Consider the following 17,029-nt stretch of genomic DNA (forward strand, 5'->3'; position numbering starts at 1 on the left):
CAGTCGACGCCGAGTGCGACGACTCCTGGACGGTCGTGGGCCTGCGGAGGCGTGCGGCCGCGCGCCGCGACACCCCCGCGCTCAGACGCGGTGCGTCGTCTCCGGGAAGGCCTCGGGCTCGCACTGGATGGTCGCGTGGTCGATGCCGTGGCGCTCGCGGAGGACGGCGAGCACCCGCGAGAGCGCGGTGCGGTAGTCGGCGTCGGGGGCGACGACCACGTGGCCGGTGGCGCTCTCCATGCCCGAGGTGATCGTCCACACGTGCAGGTCGTGCAGCGCGAGCACGCCGGGGACGGCGCAGACGTCGCGCTCGAGTGCCGCGAGGTCGACGTGCGCGGGCGCCGACTCCATGAGGATCCCCAGCGCCTGCCGCGTCAGCGACCAGGTGCGGGGAAGGATCAGCAGCCCGATCAGCACGCCGACGATCGGATCCGCCCACGCCCAGCCGGTGGTGAGCAGCACGATCGCCGCCACGATCACGCCGATCGAGCCGAGCGCGTCGCCGAGCACCTCGAGGGAGGCTCCGCGGAGGGTGATGCTCTCCTTCGCCCCGGCCGACAGCAGGCGCAGGCTCACGAGGTTGACCGCCAGGCCCACGACGGCGGTGATCAGGAGGGGGCCGCCGGGCACCGCGGGCGGTTCGGCGAAGCGGCGGACGGCCTCGACGATCACGAACGCGGCGACCGCGAACAGCAGCAGGCCGTTGGCGAGGGCGGCCAGCACTTCGAGGCGGTAGGAGCCGTAGGTGCGGCCCTTCGCGGCGGGGCGGGCGGCGAGCGAGATCGCGGCGATCGACATCCCGAGGGCCAGCACGTCGGTGCCCATGTGCGCGGCGTCCGAGAGCAGCGCGAGCGAGCCCGTCGCGACTCCGACCGCGAACTCGACGACCATGAACGCCGCGGTCAGCACGAAGGCGGCCACGAGCGGACGCCGGTGCCGCGCGGCGGCGGAGCCGGCCGGAACGCCGTGAGAGTGGCCCATCGGCTCCTCCGATCCCTGTTCGTATAAACAGTCTTGCATGCGTTGGGAGTCGAGCGCGAGCGTCCTCAGCCGACCAGCGGGTCCAGCGCCTCGCCGAGGTAGGGCGCCAGGGTCCGGGCGTACGACTCGGTGAGGTGCCCGAGATCGCGGTACACCTTCACTCCGCCGATCACGAGGGGGCAGCCGCGGTCGTCGCAGAACCAGCGGGTGAGGTCGACGGCGGCGGCGCCCGGCCAGCCCTCGGCGGCGGCGGCCATCAGCTCGCGGTCGGCGAAGGCCTCGTCGAGCGGCACGCTGCAGTCGGCCGCGGAGCCCGGCTCCTCGGCGCAGGCCAGCAGGGAGAGCGAGGGCAGCACCGGATTGTCACGGATCGCGACCACCGTGGATCCGCGGGCGATCAGCGGCGCCCACGACTCGTGGAACCCGTCGATGCCGGCCTGCTCGTCGGGGGTGCCGGACGCGTCGACGAACACGGACTTCTTCGCGGAGTAGGCGGTGACGACGAGCGCGTACGGCTCCTGGCCCGCGAGCTCCTCCTGCAGCTTCCCGTTCCAGACGTCGCAGGAGCGACGGGAGGAGGCGGAGTCGTCGCGCCGCTCCGCGGTCGAGAAGACGCAGCCCGTCTTGTAGTAGGTGTGCAGGTCCCAGCCGCGCTCCTCCGCGACGCCGCGCAGCGCCGGAAAGAAGGACGCCGCGTGCGAGTTGCCGATGAGCAGCACACGGAGGCCGGCGGGATCGCCGAAGCGGCACTCCTTGAGCGCGGTGCCGGAGTTGCCCGTGCTGCACTCGTCGGTGTTCAGCGCGGAGCCGTCCTCCGAGGCGTCGACGGCGGGCAGGCTCGTGGTCCAGGAGTCGGGGCAGGCGTTCGCGAGCGCCGCGGCTCCGACGCAGCCCTCGGTCGAGACGGGGAGGGCGTGCGCGCGGGTGAGGTCGGCGGCGATCGCGGCGTTCGTTCCGGTGAGGCCCGTCGCTCCGACCAGGGCGGCGACGGCCAGCAGGGCCGCCGGGGCGAGCGCGCGGAGGCGGTGCGGGCGCTCGGCGGGGGCGCGGCGGTGGAGGGGGTCCTCGAGGAAGCGCTTCGAGGCGGCGGCCAGGAGGATCGCGGCGGCGATGACGCCCAGGCCCGCGAGGGCGGTCGGGTCCTCGCCGGTGCTCTCGCGCCAGAAGACCAGGAGTGGCCAGTGCCAGAGGTAGATCCCGTAGCTCAGGCCGCCCAGCCACACGAGCGGGCGCAGGGCCAGCAGGCGGCCGACTCCGCGCTCCGGGGCGGGGCCGGTCCCGGCGACGAGCACGAGCACCGCCGAGAGGGTCGGCCAGAGCGCGGCGGTGCCGGGGAACGCGCTCGAGACCCGGAGCACGAATCCGCAGGAGACGACTCCGATCAGCCCCAGCCACCCGGCGACCGTCCGCAGGGCCGCCGGGATCGGCAGTCCCGGGAGCACGAGAGCCGCGAGCGAGCCGAGCCCGAACTCCCACGAGCGGGCGAGGGTGCTGTAGTACGCGGTCGGCTGGTCGATCCCCACCAGCACGACCGAGAACGCGAACGAGAGGACGGTGAGCGCCGCGACGAGCGCCAGCAGGAACCGCGGCAGCTGCGCGCGGCGCCGCAGCAGCACGGCGGCGAGGGTCGCGACGAGCACCAGGGCGAGCCAGACCAGGTAGAACTGCCCCTGCACCGACATCGCCCAGAAGTTCTGCACCGGCGAGTGGAAGTCGTCCTGCGCGAGGTAGTCCACTCCGGCCCGCGCGAGCGCGACGTTCTCGACGTAGAAGGTCGAGGCGAGCACCTCGGTGAAGGTCTGCAGCAGCTGCGAGGGGCGCAGGAGGAGTGGAGCGAGCGCCGCGACGACGACCAGCACCACCGCGGCCGCCGGGAAGAGCCGCGAGGCGAGCCTCCGGAGGAAGGCGATCGGACGCACGCGCCCGAACCGGCGGATCTGGCCGAGGAGGGTCAGGGTGGTGAGGAACCCGGCGATCACGAAGAAGACGTCGACGCCTCCGGAGACGCGGCCCAGCCAGATGTGGAACGTCGCGACCAGGAGGGACGCGACGGCGCGCAGTCCCTCGATCTCGGGCCGGTAGCCGGACGCGTCGGCCTTGCGCACCAGCGCGGACCGGCCGGAGGCGGCGGTGCGGGCGGAGTGGCGGGGCAACGGGTTCCTTCCGTGACGGTCGGCGGGCGGTGGGGCGGGAGCCGTCGATCGTCGGTGTTCAGGATCGCGCTCTCCCGCCCTCAGGGGAACCGTGTCCGGGGTGCTGTCCACCTGGTTGGGGGCTGCGGAGGCGAGGTGCGCGACAGGTGTCCGCTTACTCGGCTGTTCCGGGCCTTCTGAGTGCATCGAGAACTCGGAGGTCGCCGTTCTCGCGCGCGACCACGGCGACTTCTGCGGAGTCGCCGGTGGGCGGGACCGAGGGTGGATCGAAGGCGGGTGGCGCGGATCGACTGGCGCGGATGGACGGGCTTAGGTGAGGTAAGGCTATGCTTACCCGGGCTCCGCGCCGAGACGCGGGTGCCGCCCGCCGACGGACCGGGCCGACGAGCCCTGCCGGCGAACCGGACCCACGAACAAGGCCCACGAACCGGGCCGACGACCGACGCCCACGAACCACGGGAGATCCATGTCCACGCATCGACGGCGCCCCGCCGCCCTCGCCCTCGCCGCCCTGACCCTGCTCGCCCTCACCGGCTGCGGCGCCTCCGAGCAGATCGAGCCCGAGAGCACGGCCGCCGCGGGGGAGGGCACGACCTCGTACCCGCTCACGCTGGACGACTGCGGCACCACGACCACCGTCACCGCCCCTCCGCAGCGGGTGGTCTCCCTCGACCAGAACTCGACCGAGATCCTGCTGTCCCTCGGCCTCGAGGACCGGATGGTCGGCACGGCCTCCTGGACCGACCCCGTGCTCGAGACCCTCGCCTCCGCGAACGAGAGCGTGCCGCGCCTGGCCGACAACGCGCCCACCTACGAGGTGCTGCTCGGTGCCGACCCGGACTTCGTCACCGCCTCCTTCGGCCGCCACTACGCCCCCGAGGGCGTCGCCTCGCGCGACCGCCTCGCCGAGACGGGGATCGGCTCCTACCTCGCCCCCTCCGACTGCGACAACGGAGCGAGCGTCAACGGCGGGAGCGGCACGCGCACCGTCCCGCTGACCGTCGACGTCCTCTACCAGGAGATCCACGAGCTGGCCGAGGTCTTCGACGTGCAGCAGCGCGGCGACGCCCTGGTCGCGCAACTGCAGGAGCGCGCCGCCGCCGCCACCGAGGGGGTCGACCTCGGCGGCCGGAGCGTCGCCTTCTGGTTCGCCGATACCAAGACGCCCTACATGGCCGGCGGCTACAACTTCGCCTCGATGCTCGGCACCACGACCGGCATGACCAACGTCTTCGCCGACCGCGCGGAGGACTGGCCCGCCGTGGGCTGGGAGAGCGTCGTCGCGGCCGACCCGGACGTCCTGGTCCTCGGCGACCTGCAGCGCGACCGCTTCCCCGGCGACCGCCTCGACGACAAGACCGCGTTCCTCCGCTCCGACCCGCTGACCAGCAGCCTGCCCGCGGTGCAGGACGGCCGCTTCATCGCGCTCCACGGCGCCGAGATGAACCCGTCGATCCGCTTCGTCGACGGGCTCGAGAAGATCCGCGCCTGGTGGGACGAGAACGGGGCCTCGCTCTGAGCACGGGCACGGGCACGGGCACGGGCACGGGCGCGGTCCTCGTCCGCCGGGTGCCGCGCGGTCTGGCCGCCGCGGCGCTGGTCGTCGGCGGGCTGCTCGCGCTGGCGCTCTCGGTCGGCGTCGCGGTGACGCTCGGCCCGGCAGACGTCTCGCTCGTAAACGTCCGCGACATCCTCCTCAACCACCTCGGGCTCGCCTCCGTCCCGGTGCGTGCGGCCGAGGACGCGATCGTCTGGCAGGAGCGCCTCCCGCGCGCACTCGTGGCCGCGGCCTGCGGGGCGGGGCTCGGCGTGTGCGGAGTGATCCTGCAGTCGCTGCTGCGGAATCCGCTCGCCGACCCGTTCGTGCTGGGCGTCTCCTCCGGAGCCTCCACGGGCGCGGTGCTCGTCGGCGTGCTAGGGGTCGGCGGAGGAGTGGTCGGGCTCTCCGGAGGCGCCTTCGTCGGCGCGCTGGTCGCCTTCGGCTTCGTGCTGCTGCTCACGCGGTTCTCGGCGGGCGGCACCTCGGGCGTGATCCTGGCGGGGGTGGCGAGCACGCAGCTGTTCTCGGCGCTGACCTCGCTGATCGTGTTCGCGCTCGCCGACTCGGACGAGACGCGCGGCGTGATGTTCTGGCTGCTCGGCTCCCTCGAGGGCATGCGCTGGGACGACGTGGCGCTGAGCGGAGGAGTCGTGCTGCTCGGCTCCGTGGTCTGCCTCGCCGCGGCGCGCACGCTCGACGCGTTCGCTTTCGGGGAGGACGTGGCCGCGTCGCTCGGCGTGCACGTGGGCCGCACCCGCCTCCTCCTGCTGGTGGTGACGGCCCTGCTGACGGCGACCCTGGTGAGCATCGCCGGCGCGATCGGCTTCGTGGGGCTGGTGCTGCCGCACGCCGCGCGACTCGTGTTCGGCCAGCGGCACTCGCGGGTGATCCCCGCGACGATCCTGCTCGGCGCGGTGTTCCTGGTGTGGGTCGACGCCGGATCGCGGGTGGCGTTCGCGCCGACTCCGCTGCCGGTGGGGGTCGGCACGGCACTCGTCGGCGTGCCGGTGTTCATGCTGCTGCTCCTGCGGCGGAGGGGCCGCTCGTGACGCTCGAGGCCGACCGGGTCTCGTGGCGCCGGGGCGGCCGCCTGGTGGTCGACGGGGTCTCGCTCCGCCCCGCTCCCGGCTCGACAGTGGGACTGCTCGGGCCCAACGGCTCGGGCAAGTCGTCGCTGCTGCGGCTGCTGCAGGGCACCGCGGCTCCGGACGCCGGCGTCGTCACCCTCGACGGCGCGCCGCTCCGCTCGCTCCGCCGCCGCGAGGTCGCCCGGGCCGTGGCCACGGTGACGCAGCAGGCCGAGACGGAGGCGGACCTCCCCGTCCGCGACGTCGTCCGGCTGGGGCGGACACCGCACCGCTCCCTTCTGGGCGGAGACACGGCCGAGGACCTGCGCGCGATCGAGCGCGCCCTCGAGCAGGTGGGTCTCGAGGCGAAGGCCGACCACCTCTGGCACACCCTCTCGGGCGGCGAGCGGCAGCGCGCGCACATCGCCCGGGCGCTGGCGCAGGAGCCGCGCGAGCTGCTGCTGGACGAGCCGACCAACCACCTCGACATCCGCCATCAGCTGGAGCTGCTGGCCCTGGTGCGGGCGCTGCCGGTGACCACGGTCGTCGCGCTGCACGACCTCAACCTCGCGGCCCTGTTCTGCGACGCGCTGCTGGTGTTGCGCGAGGGGCGCGTGGTCGCGGGCGGCACCCCGGAGGAGGTGCTCACTCCGGCGCTGATCGCGGACGTCTACGGGGTGCGCGCCCGCGTAATCGTCGACGCCGGACGGCCGCACGTGCTGTTCGACTCCTGATTCCGCTACCGCATCCTGACCCCACTGCCAGACGATCGTCGATCAGTCAACGGTCTCGTCCGTAGTGAGGAGCGCGTTCTACCGTCGGTGAACCGGCTTCGAGACCTCACAGGAGAGGTCCCCCTCGCGCTGGGCGAGGTGCTCTCCTGACGGAGGGCGATGGACGTGCCGGTGACGACGAGGGGAGTCGAGAGATGTCCAGAGACGACGTGGCACCGGGGCGGTTCGCGCGGTTCGTGAAGTGGGTCAACAAGGCCGACGGCTGGGAGCCGCAGTACCTGCGCGGGCGGGTCGTGGCCAAGAAGGACGGCGAGTGGATCGTCGCGGTCGACGGCGAGGAGCGCCGGATCGTGAAGAAGGAGTGGAGCGTCTACCGCTGACCCTCGGGGAGGACTCGTGATGCTGCCCGACCGGCGCACTCCCGAGATCAGAGAGGCGCGTCCCGGAGTCTTCGTGCTCGAGCTGCGCCGCACCCGCCGCCGGCCCGCCGAGGAGCTGGGCGTCCTGATCCGCACGGGCACGACCTGGACGGTGCTGGGCCCCGAGGGCGTGCTCTCCGACGTGCCGAGCTTCCACGACGCCGTGGCGGCCCTGCGCGAGTAGCGCCGTACCACTGAGTACTCCGCGGCCCCACTCAGTCGCCCGAGACGGTCGCCCGCTCCGGCGTGTCGACGACCGTCTAGGGCGCCTCAGCACTGACGCGAGAGTGGACGGCGCGGCGGTGGTGCTGCCGAGTTATGGGCCCGCCGCGCCTACAGCTGGCGGCCCGGACGCTGCACGCCGACGACGGTGACGGTCAGCGTCGTGGAAGTGCTCTGCGCGGCGGACGGCGCGGACTCCGAGAGGCGCACGGTCAGGCGGAGGTGGTCGGTCGCTCCGACGGCGAGGGCGGGGGAGCCGGGCAGGTCGAGGCGGGAGGCGGCGGGGCGGTCGGCCGACACGGTGGTGACGGTGCCGGGGCAGGTCGCGGCATCGGCCGACCAGGACAGCGAGCATCGCTCGATCGCGAGCTGCAGGCCGTCCGAGAGGTCGGTGCCGGTGGCCGTCTGCAGTTGGAGGGCCGACATCGGCAGGGTCCCGGCGTTCGTCAGGTCGAGGAGGCGCCGGGCCGTGCCACCGGGGACGAGGCCCGCGACGGGGACCGGCACGGTCGTCGCTCCGGTGCCGGTGAACGTCGCGATGACGGTGCCGGAGGCGACCCGCGCGCTCACGGAGCCCCGGTCCAAGAGCACGGCGGTGGCGGTGGCGGCGGCGCCGAGGACGAGCGCGCCGGCGACGAGTCCCGCCAGGCCGGCGCGGGAGACCACGCGGCGGCGGACCTCGGGGGAGTGGCGCGGGGCTCCGCGGTCGCGGGAGGACGGCCGGGCGCTGTGCCGTCCGTGCTCAGCGGGCGGACGCAGGGGCTCCGGGGGCGGCGTGCCGTCCGACGAGCGGTGCGCGCCGCTCACGGGGCGACCTCCGCGGGGCGGCGCCAGATGGCGATCAGGAGCGCGCCCACGATGACCGCGCCGCCCGCGGCGAAGAGCGCGAACCGCGCCTCCGGGTGGGCGAGGCCGATGCTCGGCCAGCCCAGCAGCGGCACCACCGAGCTCTCGCGCCAGATCCGCTCGTCCGCGATCGTCACGATCCACGGGTCGGCCGACTCGTTGTTGTCGCCCTTGGTGGTGAGCGCCAGCTGGCCGGGCTCGCGGCCGCGGAGGGCCGCAGCCTCCTCCTCGGAGTAGACGAGGGTGACGCGGTGGATGACGCGGCGGCCCGGATCGTCCGGGTCGGTGAAGACGATCACGTCGCCGGCGCGGATCGCGGCCTGGTCGACGGGCAGGGTGACGGCGAGGGAGCCGACGGGCATCCCGGGCGCCATCGAGTTCGACAGCACCGGCACGAGCCGCACGAGACCGAGCGCGGAGAGGATGAAGACGGCGATGCCGGCGACGGCCACGATCGTGACCAGGCCGCCGAGGAGAGCGCGGAGGGCCTTCACGCCTGCTCCCTCCGGTGACGACGGCGCGCAGCCGCGGCGAGCAGGACGCCCGAGCCGAGGGCGAGCATCCCGCCCAGGAGCGCAGCGCCCAGGTCGCGGCCGGTGACGGCCAGCCCGCCGCCCGCCGCTCCGGGGAAGGAGCCGGGGCCGGGCGTCGCGGAGGGATACTCCTCCGTCGTGCCCACGAGCACCCGCAGCGACGCCGCCGCGAGCTCGGTCCCGTTGCCGGCCGACTCCGGGAACAGGACGCGGACGCGCACGCCCACGGTGGCCCCGCGCTCGAGCGGACGCACGCCGTCGAGCCGGCCGAGCGTCGCCGCGGGCCCGGATCCGAGCGGCATCGCGTCCTCCGGGCAGAGGTAGCGCTCGACCGTGCGCTCCCCGTCGACGACCTCGGCGACCGTGAACGCCGAGTCGCAGAGCTCGACGGACAGCTGGAGGCCGTCGCGCGGGTCCTGCGCCAGCGTCCCTCCGTCGACCGCGAAGGCCACGGAGACCCCCTGCGGCGACAGGCCGGTGCTGGTCACCTCGACCGCCCACTCGGCGCGGTCGCCCGGAGCGAGGTCGGTGAGGGATCCGGGTGCCGAGAGCTCGCGCACGTCGAGCACGCCGACGGGCTCGGCGCTCGCCGCGGGCGCGAGGAGCACCGCCGCGAGGACGGCGACGAGCGCACGGGCGTGGGGCATGGGGACGACTCCGGGAGGAAAGGGGGATGCCTCCGCCCCGCGCCGGTGGCGGCCGGGCAGGACGGAGGCGGTGGGGGACGGTCTACTTCTGGATGCCGGCGCGCTGGATCGCGGCGGCCGTGAAGGTGACCGTGGCGGAGGCGTTCTCGTACGCGTTGTCGGCCGCGGTCGGCAGGACGAGCTCGATCAGCGTGTTCAGCGTCACGTCACCGGCGTCCGAGGGGAAGGTCCCGGTCGTGGTGGGGGTGATGCCGAAGTTCGCCGGGGTGAAGTTCGCCGCGTTGGCGACTCCGCCGATGGTCGAGAGCTTGCCGGTGCCGGTGACGGTCTGCGTGCCCGCGCAGGTGTAGGGGCCGGCCTCCGCGGGAGCGGCGGCGGGGACCCAGGTGGTGGAGCAGGTCAGCAGGCGGTAGTCGAGGCCGTTCGTGCCGGTGACGAGGGACGCGCCGACGCGGCCCGGGTCGGTGGTGTCCGAGCCGACGACGTCGTTGGTGACGTCCTGGTAGAAGCGGACCGACGAGACGAGGTCGCCGTCGTTGGTCGCGTTCGGCAGCACGAGGCTGATCGGGCGCTGGACGGTGTCGCCGGGCGCGATGTTCGCGACGGTGAACGCTCCGGTCACCGAGATGTCGGTCTGGCCGGCGTCGACGTTGCCGACGGCGGTCCCGGAGTCGGTGAACACGGCGAAGGCGCCGGCGCCGGCGAGGGCTCCCGCGGCGAGGAGGACGCCGCCGGTGAGGGCGATCTTCTTCCAGGGGCTGCGACGGGTGGGTGCTGTGGTGGTCATGGCGACCGTTCCTTTCTGGTGGGTGGTGCCCGGTGCGGGCGTGGTCTCCCTCACGAGGACACGTGCAGGACGAGAGGGGTGTCGGCGGGGAGGCATCAGCAGCCTCCGGCGGTGGTGACGGCCGGCTGGGCGACGGCGGTCGAGGCGGCGGACGCGACTCCGAGCCAGCGCTGCAGGTCCGGGCGGACCCGCCACTGGTAGCTGCGGCCCTCACCGACCCGGTCGTCGGTGAAGCTCGTCGCGGAGGCGGCGGGTGCCGCGATCATGGTCCAGGGGCCGGGCGTCGTCCCCGCGAGGCGGCGCTCGAGGGTCCAGCCGGTCGCTCCAGCGGCGGCCGACCAGCTCACGAGGGTGCTCGGCCGACCGGCCGTGCAGCTCGCGACAGGCGTGGCGACCACGGAGGAACTGGTCCAGGCGCCGAGCCCGACCGCTCCGCTCGTCGTGCCGGTGCCGGAGAAGCCGCGCCGGACGAGGGGAGCGGGATCGACCCACACCGTGATCGCGCCACCCGCCGTGAGCGCGCCGTCCGTGACCGTGTACGCGATCGTCGCGCTCCCGGTCCAGCCGTCGGCCGCGGGCGTGTAGGTGCACGTGGATCCGGAGCAGGAGAAGGTGCCGCGCAGCCCGGCCGGGACGCTCGTGCCGGCCAGGGCGAGGGTCGCGCCCGCGTCCTCGTCGGTGTCGTTCGCGAGCGGAGCGACGGCGACGGCGGGGCCGCCGGTGGTCGCGACCACGCGGTCGGGCCGGGCGACCGGCGCGCGGTTCAGCGCGGTGACGGTGACCGTGACCCGCACGTTCCAGGTGCCGTACTGGCCCGAGAGGGAGTAGTCGAAGACGTCGGTGCCGACGAAGGCGGCGATCGGGCGGTAGGTGCACTGGCCGCGGGTCGCTCCGCTCGCGACGCAGGAGACGGAACCCTGCAAGGGAGTGGCGGGGGCGGGGGTCGCCGCGCCTCCGATCGCCCTCGGGGTCGCCGAGAGCTGCGCGCGCGAGAAGGTCGCGCCGGTCGCGGCGGGCCCGTCGTTCGCGAGCACGTCGATCACGACCGATCCGCCCTGCACGACCGTCGCGGCGTCAGCCGCCGGATCGGGGATCACCGAGATGCTCACCGAGGCGGTGCGGGTGAACGCCCCGCCGGTCGGGCCGGTCGCCGTCGCCGTGGCGGTGTTGGCGATCGTGCCGGCGGTGACGTCGGCGGCGGTGGTCGTGTAGGCGGCGGTCGCGGTGACGACCTGGCCGGGCAGCAGTCGTCCGGAAGTGCCCGGCCAGGAGTAGGTGAGAGCGGAGAGCCCGCTCTTGGGGTCGCTGATCGCGACCGCGGTGAGGGTGGTGGTGCCGGTGTTGGTCGCGCGGAAGGTGTAGGTCACCACGGTGCCGGCGGCGCTGATGAAGGCGGGGTTCGCGGTCTTGGTGAGCGCGAGGTCGTTCGTGCGGGTGATCGTTACCGTCCGCGAGGCGGTGGCCGTGACGGCGGCGCCCGTCGGAGGGGTGCCGGTCGCGGTGGCGGTGTTGAGGACCTGGCCCGCGTCGACGTCGGCCTGCGTGAGCGTGTACGAGGCGGTCGCCGTGACCGACTGGCCGATCTCGAGGCGCCCGGCGGTCCCCGGCCACGAGTAGGCGAGCGCGGAGAGACCGCTCTTGGGGTCGGTGACCGCGACGGCGCTCAGCCCGGTGTTGCCGGTGTTGGTGGCGGTGAAGCTGTAGGAGACGGTCGAGCCCACGGCGGCGCCGGTCGGGATCGTGCCGTTCTTCGTCAGCGAGATCGAGGGCGCGTAGCGGATCGGCGTGGTGGCCGTGGAGGTCGCGGTGACCGTCACGGGCGCGGCGGCCAAGGTGCGGCCGGAGACGGTCGCCGTGTTGACGAGCGACGTGTTCTTGTCGATGTCGGTCTGAAGGACCGTGTACGGCGCCGACGTGAAGGTGGCGCTCGCTCCGGGGGCGAGCTGCGTCGAGGCGGGCGTGATGCCGGTGACCTTCGGGTCCGTGACCGCGACGTTCTGCAGAGTGACGGTGCCGGAGTTGAGGGCGAGGAAGGAGTAGCGGATCTGCTCTCCGGCGTCGGCCTGGGCGTTGCCGTTCGTGTCGGTGAGCAGGGCGGTCTTGGTGAGGGTCAGAGCGGGAGCCGGGGCGGCGATGGGGGCGGTGACGGTGGCGGTCTTGCTGGTGACGGGGGTCGTCGTCACGACGTTCGAGATCGTCTCCGTCTTCGTCGCTGCAGCGGTCGCCGTGTTGACGAACGAGCCGGCCACCGCTTCGGCGGCCGTGACCGTATGGGATCCCGTGCAGATGGTGGAGGCGAGCGGGAGCAGGGTCGTCGTCGGACAGGAGATGCTCGCGGCCTTCGGGTCCGTGACGACGATGCCGGTGAGCGTGCCCCGGATAGACCCGTTCGTGACGACGAACTGGTAAGGGATGACGGATCCCTCGGCGTAGGCGACGGGCTGCGTGGTGGTGCGGTCGATCTGCTTGACCAGAGTGATGTCGTCGAGAGTGTTGATGGACGAGACGGAGACGTTGCGGACGAGGTGGGTGTCGTTCGATCCACCGGTGGACGCCGTGAAGCCGAGCTTGTAGGTCGAGGGCGCTGCGGTCGGCATCGTGAACTGCATCAGCTGATCGAGCTGCCCGGCGGGCAGACCCGCTGTCCCTCCCCAGTAGACCGTGACGACGGGAGTGGCGGCAGCCGAGACCATGATCCGTATCGTGCGCCCGTAGGACGCGGGCGGAGCGCCCGTCGATGTCGTGGCCGTCGTGCGGACCGACGTCAGCAGGGGAGGCGAGGCCGACTGGAGGAAGCAGTATCCGCTCTTGGCCTGCCCGGGTCCGCGCGCCACGACCTTGTTCGCCGTGAGGAGCGCCGACCCGGAGTTCGAGGGGCAGTCGGAGCCGAGGCCGAGGGTAGGCGCGGCGGGGGGCCTGGCCGAGAAGTTCCCGAAGGCGTCGATTCCGATCCCGAGGTAGCCGCCGTTCACCCCGTCGACGGTCGCCGACTGGCCGTAGCCGAGCGATCCGCCCGGAGCTCCCGCCGCGGTGAGGGACCTCGAGCCGTCGGTGAGGAAGAAGCCGATGCCGTCGGCCCCGGTCAGCGAGCTTCCGTACTGGTACTGGTCGAACTGGACGTCGATGCCGCCCGCGGCAGGAATGGGCCGGTTGAAGACCGCGCCGCCCTTGGCGTCGTTGCGGGCATCGGTGAGCTGGAGGAAGCCCGGACTCGTCGCGGCGACGGGGGCTTGAGTCCGGTTGGCGCAGACGCCGAGGTTCGAGGACCCGGCCGGGGGTGCGGTCGTCGCCCGGGTGATGCAGCCCCCGTCGAGCGCCTGCCAGGCCGAGTCCGCGACGCTGGTGCCGCCGAAGCCCTCCTGGAGCAGGACCGTGGCCGCCGCAGCTCTCGTCGCCGGCAGAACCACGAGGACGGCGGCGAGCAGGAGCAGGACGAGGCCGAGGGCGATCGAGCGGTCGTGGCTCGGCCGGGCATGCGCGTTCGACACGGATCGACCTCCCCCCGGGGCGCCTCGCCGGGCCTTCCGGATGGAGCGGGATCACGATAGGTCGCGGCTCGGAGGCGCCCTGTCCCCCTGAGACGGGACGTGGGCGGCGGACGACGGACCCTCGATCCGGTCGGCACTCAGAGGGGGGAGAGCAGGCGCTGAACCAGCGATCAGGTCGTGCTCAGATAACGAGACTCATCCGGGGGTCTCCCGCGAGAGTGTTGACGTGCGCATGGCCCTCGCGCCGGGCGCACGGCGGCCTGGATCCTTGCCGGCCCCGTGCCGCCCCGGAGTTCCGCCACCGACACGATGCAGTTCCGCTCCCGTGGCGGGCATCTCCAGAGCAGTGGCGCGAGATAGCGCTCTCACCAGGACCTTCTCCGGATCGCTCCGCCGCTGAACGCCAGGTGGGAGCGCCGCCGCGGGTGTCCCTGAAGCGGGTCTGGTGGTCGCGCGGCGGACGCGGGAGGATGCACTCGCGCCTGCCCGCCCGCACGGTCCCCCGAAGGACCGCACCGCGCCCCCTCCACGGTGGTCCGATCCGGACCGCAGCACCCCCCCCTCACACCTTCCGGTCAGGCTCCGCCGACCGAGCAGCCCTCTCCACGTCGGGATCCCATGTCCTCTCCTGCGCGCCACAGCCGCCGTCTCGTCCTCACCGGAGCCGCCCTCGGCGTCGGATCCGCCTTCGCCTACGCGATGACCGCGTCCGCGGCGCCCGACTACAGCGTGATCCCGCCGCTGCCCAACGAGCTCGGGCGCAGCGACACGGCGATCTCGCGCGTGGGGAAGAAGCCGTATCAGATCATCGACGTGATGATCGGCACCGACCGCGCGCGGCTCTTCGTCCCGCACACCGCGGTCCCCTCGCAGCGGATCGGCCGGGTCGTCTACTGGTACTACCACGCCAACGGGAGCACCTACGCGGCCCTGTCCGGCGCCTACCAGTACAGCGCCGACCAGGCCGTCGACAAGGGCGTCATCTCGATCTGCCCCAACTACGGCGGCAGCATCTACACGAACAAGCGGGCCGTCGCCATGCAGGTGGACGCGGTCGCCTGGTTCCAGAAGACGTGGCGGATCGGCGCGAGCTTCCTCCGCTCGAACTCCGGCGGCGGAGCGCTGCTCTGCTGGGCGTACGGCAACAAGCTGGTCCCCGAGATCCGCGGCGCGTACCACGCGGCCGGCGTCTACGACATGGCCGACATGGCCCGCCGCGACCCGGGGCGCGTCCTGCCGGACTACGACAACGACCCCTCGACGATCCCGGCGACCGACCCCGCGCTGCTGCCGCAGGCCTCGTGGGCGGGGGCGCGGATCCGCACGACCGGCTCGACGGAGGACGTCCTCGTCCCGATCGCCGTGCACGGAGGGGCGTGGGTCGCGCTCGCGAAGCCCGTCGCGAAGGAGGCGGTGGTCCTCTACACGCCGACCGAGGGCGCTCCGAACGGCCACAACGTGCCGAGCCTGACGAACAAGGACATGCTCGACACGTTCGACCGCTGGCTCGCGGAGCAGCCGGTCGTTCCGCTGCCCGACGAGCCCGCCTCGTCGATCCCGGGCGAGGGCACGTACCAGAACTCCTCGCCGCTCATCACGACGGCGGGCACCTGGAGCACGATCTCCTCCTCCGCCGACAGCGGTGGGAGCATCAGCTACTCCAGCTCGGCCGGAGCGTCCGCGAGCTTCCGCTTCTCGGGCACGGGCGTCAGCTGGGTGAGCCGGATGACGGCGACCTCCGGCATCAACGAGGTGCTGCTCGACGGCGTCCTTGTCGCCACCGTCGACCGCTACAGCCCCACGACCCGCTCGGGTCAGACGGTCTGGACGAGCGGGCCGATCGCCGCCGGCACCCACACGGTCACGATCCGCCGCGGGACGACGCGCAACCCGGCGTCCACCGGATCCACGCTGATCCTCGACGCCTTCGTCGTGACCGCGGGGACCGTCTCCACGTCGACGCCCACCCCCACCGCGACGGCGTCTCCGACCAGCACGCCGACGCCCACCGACACGCCGACTCCGACCGAGACCCCGACGGCCACGTCCACGCCCACCCCGACCTCGACGCTGCCGGCGGCGGGGACGTACCAGAACGGAGCCGCCGTCATCGCGACGGTCGGCACCTGGGCGACGCTCTCGAGCACCGCCGACAGCGGCGGCAGCATCTCGTACTCCAGCACCTCCACGGCCTCGGCGACCCTCCGCTTCCGGGGCACGAAGGTCAGCTGGGTGAGCCGGATCACCCCGACCTCCGGCATCAACGAGGTCCTGATCGACGGCGTGCTCGTCGCCTCCGTCGACCGCTACAGCGCCACGAACCGCTCGGCCCGCACCGTGTTCACCAGCAGCACCCTCAGTGCCGGTGAGCACACCATCACCATCCGCCGCGGCAGCAAGCGCAACGCCGCCTCCACGGGCAACTCGCTGATCCTGGACGCCTTCGTCGTCGTGTGAGCCGCTCGAGCGCCCGAGCCGCCCGCGTGATTCCGGACAGAGGACGCGGGCGGGCTCGGGTGGTCGGGTGCTCGGGGGCTCGTGAAGGGGGCCCTTGTCGCTGAGGCGCTCGCTCGGCGCCCACTGCGCTGAGTCGCCCGGGAATGCAGTTGTTTCAGCGTTCCCGGGACCAACTCGGGCACCTCAGCGGGCTTCGCGCGAGGCGGCCCGTGCGAGCATGCGGGGATGAGAACGCTGATTCTCGGAGGCACGGGCTGGCTCGGCGGGCACCTCGCGGAGGAGGCGCTGCGGCGCGGCCACGACGTGACCTGCCTCGTGCGCGGGACGGCCGTGCCCGCGAGGGCGTCCCTCGTCCGGGCCGACCGCGACCGTGACGACGCTCTCGACGCCGTGGCTGCGGCATCGTGGGACGCGGTGATCGACGTCTCCTCGACCCCGCAGCACGTCCGCCGATCCGTCCGCGACCTGCGCTGCAGCGCCTACGTCCTCGTCTCGACCACGAGCGTCTACGCCGAGAACGCGGTCGTCGGTGCGGACGAGGACGCCGAGCTGCTCCCTCCCTCCGACGACCCCGCCTCGTACGGCGCCGCGAAGGCCGCCTGCGAGCAGGCCGTGCTGGCCGGATCCGCGCCGTCCCTGATCGCGCGCGCCGGCCTGATCGGCGGCCCCGACGACCCGACGAGCCGCTCCTCCTACTGGCCCTGGCGCTTCAGCGCGCGGCCCGGCCCCGTACTGGTGCCGGATGCGCCCGAGCTGCCCACGTCCGTGGTCGACGTGCGGGACCTCGCCGCCTGGCTGGTGGCGTCCGCCGAGGCGCGGGTGGAGGGCGTGATGAACGTCTGCGGGACCCCCGTGCCGTTCGGCGAGCACCTGGCCCTGGCGCGCGGCGGGTCGTCCGCCGAGCCGGTCGCCGTGCCGGAGGAGTGGCTGCTCGAGCGCGGCGTCGGCCAGTGGGCGGGCCCCGGCTCGCTCCCGCTGTGGATCGCGGACCCCGACTGGCGCGGCATGAACGCCCGCTCGACGGCACGGGCGGAGGCCGCGGGCTTCGAGCGCCGCGACCTCGCCGAGACGCTGCGGGACGCGGCGGCCGCGCACGTGCCGGGACGCGGCGCCGGACTGGGGGAGGAGCGGGAGCGGGAGCTGCTGGGGGAGTGG

General features: G+C 73.5%; 14 protein-coding genes. 7 read left to right on the forward strand and 7 right to left on the reverse strand.

What is annotated here, in order from left to right; genetic code table 11:
* Positions 1–81: 81 nt before the first annotated feature.
* On the reverse strand, positions 82–981 hold the full coding sequence (locus tag C5B98_RS11680; protein WP_104226358.1) for a cation diffusion facilitator family transporter: 900 nt from the start codon (positions 979–981) through the stop codon (positions 82–84).
* Positions 982–1,046: 65 nt separating this feature from the next.
* Positions 1,047–3,134 carry an acyltransferase family protein gene (locus C5B98_RS11685; RefSeq protein WP_181065526.1) on the reverse strand — a complete coding sequence of 696 codons (2,088 nt, stop codon included), beginning with the start codon at positions 3,132–3,134 and terminating at the stop codon, positions 1,047–1,049.
* Positions 3,135–3,600: 466 nt separating this feature from the next.
* On the opposite strand from C5B98_RS11685, the gene C5B98_RS11690 reads away from it, so the two are divergent.
* The 5 genes from C5B98_RS11690 (at position 3,601) to C5B98_RS11710 (ending at position 7,078) form a co-directional block, all read left to right on the forward strand.
* The gene (locus C5B98_RS11690; RefSeq protein WP_104327851.1) at positions 3,601–4,653 is read left to right on the forward strand and encodes an ABC transporter substrate-binding protein; all 1,053 of its coding nucleotides are present in this window, start codon (positions 3,601–3,603) and stop codon (positions 4,651–4,653) included.
* Positions 4,626–5,723, forward strand: coding sequence for a FecCD family ABC transporter permease (locus tag C5B98_RS11695; protein WP_374953062.1), 1,098 nt, complete (start codon positions 4,626–4,628; stop codon positions 5,721–5,723). The genes C5B98_RS11690 and C5B98_RS11695 overlap by 28 nt, the downstream gene beginning before the upstream one ends.
* Positions 5,720–6,475 (forward strand): ABC transporter ATP-binding protein, encoded by a 756-nt coding sequence (locus tag C5B98_RS11700; RefSeq protein ID WP_104226361.1) that lies wholly within the window; start codon positions 5,720–5,722, stop codon positions 6,473–6,475. Before C5B98_RS11695 ends, C5B98_RS11700 begins: the two co-directional genes overlap by 4 nt.
* Positions 6,476–6,669: 194 nt before the next feature.
* Entirely contained in the window at positions 6,670–6,855 is a 186-nt protein-coding gene (locus C5B98_RS11705; RefSeq protein ID WP_104223398.1) for a hypothetical protein, read from the forward strand.
* 19 nt (positions 6,856–6,874) lie between these two features.
* Positions 6,875–7,078 carry a hypothetical protein gene (locus C5B98_RS11710; protein WP_104234084.1) on the forward strand — a complete coding sequence of 68 codons (204 nt, stop codon included), beginning with the start codon at positions 6,875–6,877 and terminating at the stop codon, positions 7,076–7,078.
* 149 nt (positions 7,079–7,227) lie between these two features.
* On the opposite strand, the gene C5B98_RS11715 is transcribed toward C5B98_RS11710, so the two are convergent.
* The 5 genes from C5B98_RS11715 to C5B98_RS11735 form a co-directional block, all read right to left on the reverse strand.
* Positions 7,228–7,923, reverse strand: a complete 696-nt coding sequence (locus tag C5B98_RS11715; protein ID WP_104327852.1) for a peptidase — start codon at positions 7,921–7,923, stop codon at positions 7,228–7,230.
* Entirely contained in the window at positions 7,920–8,456 is a 537-nt protein-coding gene (locus C5B98_RS11720; RefSeq protein WP_104327853.1) for a signal peptidase I, read from the reverse strand. The genes C5B98_RS11715 and C5B98_RS11720 overlap by 4 nt, the downstream gene beginning before the upstream one ends.
* Positions 8,453–9,142 carry a hypothetical protein gene (locus C5B98_RS11725; RefSeq protein ID WP_104327854.1) on the reverse strand — a complete coding sequence of 230 codons (690 nt, stop codon included), beginning with the start codon at positions 9,140–9,142 and terminating at the stop codon, positions 8,453–8,455. Before C5B98_RS11725 ends, C5B98_RS11720 begins: the two co-directional genes overlap by 4 nt.
* A gap of 82 nt (positions 9,143–9,224) precedes the next feature.
* Positions 9,225–9,929 (reverse strand): TasA family protein, encoded by a 705-nt coding sequence (locus C5B98_RS11730; protein ID WP_104327855.1) that lies wholly within the window; start codon positions 9,927–9,929, stop codon positions 9,225–9,227.
* A 95-nt stretch (positions 9,930–10,024) separates the two neighbouring features.
* Positions 10,025–13,417 (reverse strand): Ig-like domain-containing protein, encoded by a 3,393-nt coding sequence (locus tag C5B98_RS11735; protein WP_104327856.1) that lies wholly within the window; start codon positions 13,415–13,417, stop codon positions 10,025–10,027.
* 618 nt (positions 13,418–14,035) lie between these two features.
* Here C5B98_RS11735 and C5B98_RS17015 point away from each other — a divergent pair.
* On the forward strand, positions 14,036–15,874 hold the full coding sequence (locus tag C5B98_RS17015) for a hypothetical protein (RefSeq protein ID WP_181027253.1): 1,839 nt from the start codon (positions 14,036–14,038) through the stop codon (positions 15,872–15,874).
* A gap of 225 nt (positions 15,875–16,099) precedes the next feature.
* On the forward strand, positions 16,100–17,029 hold a 930-nt coding region (locus C5B98_RS11745), incomplete at its 3' end, for an NAD-dependent epimerase/dehydratase family protein (RefSeq protein WP_104327857.1).

Source organism: Rathayibacter sp. AY1A5 (assembly GCF_002930875.1).
Classification (GTDB): Bacteria; Actinomycetota; Actinomycetes; order Actinomycetales; family Microbacteriaceae; genus Rathayibacter.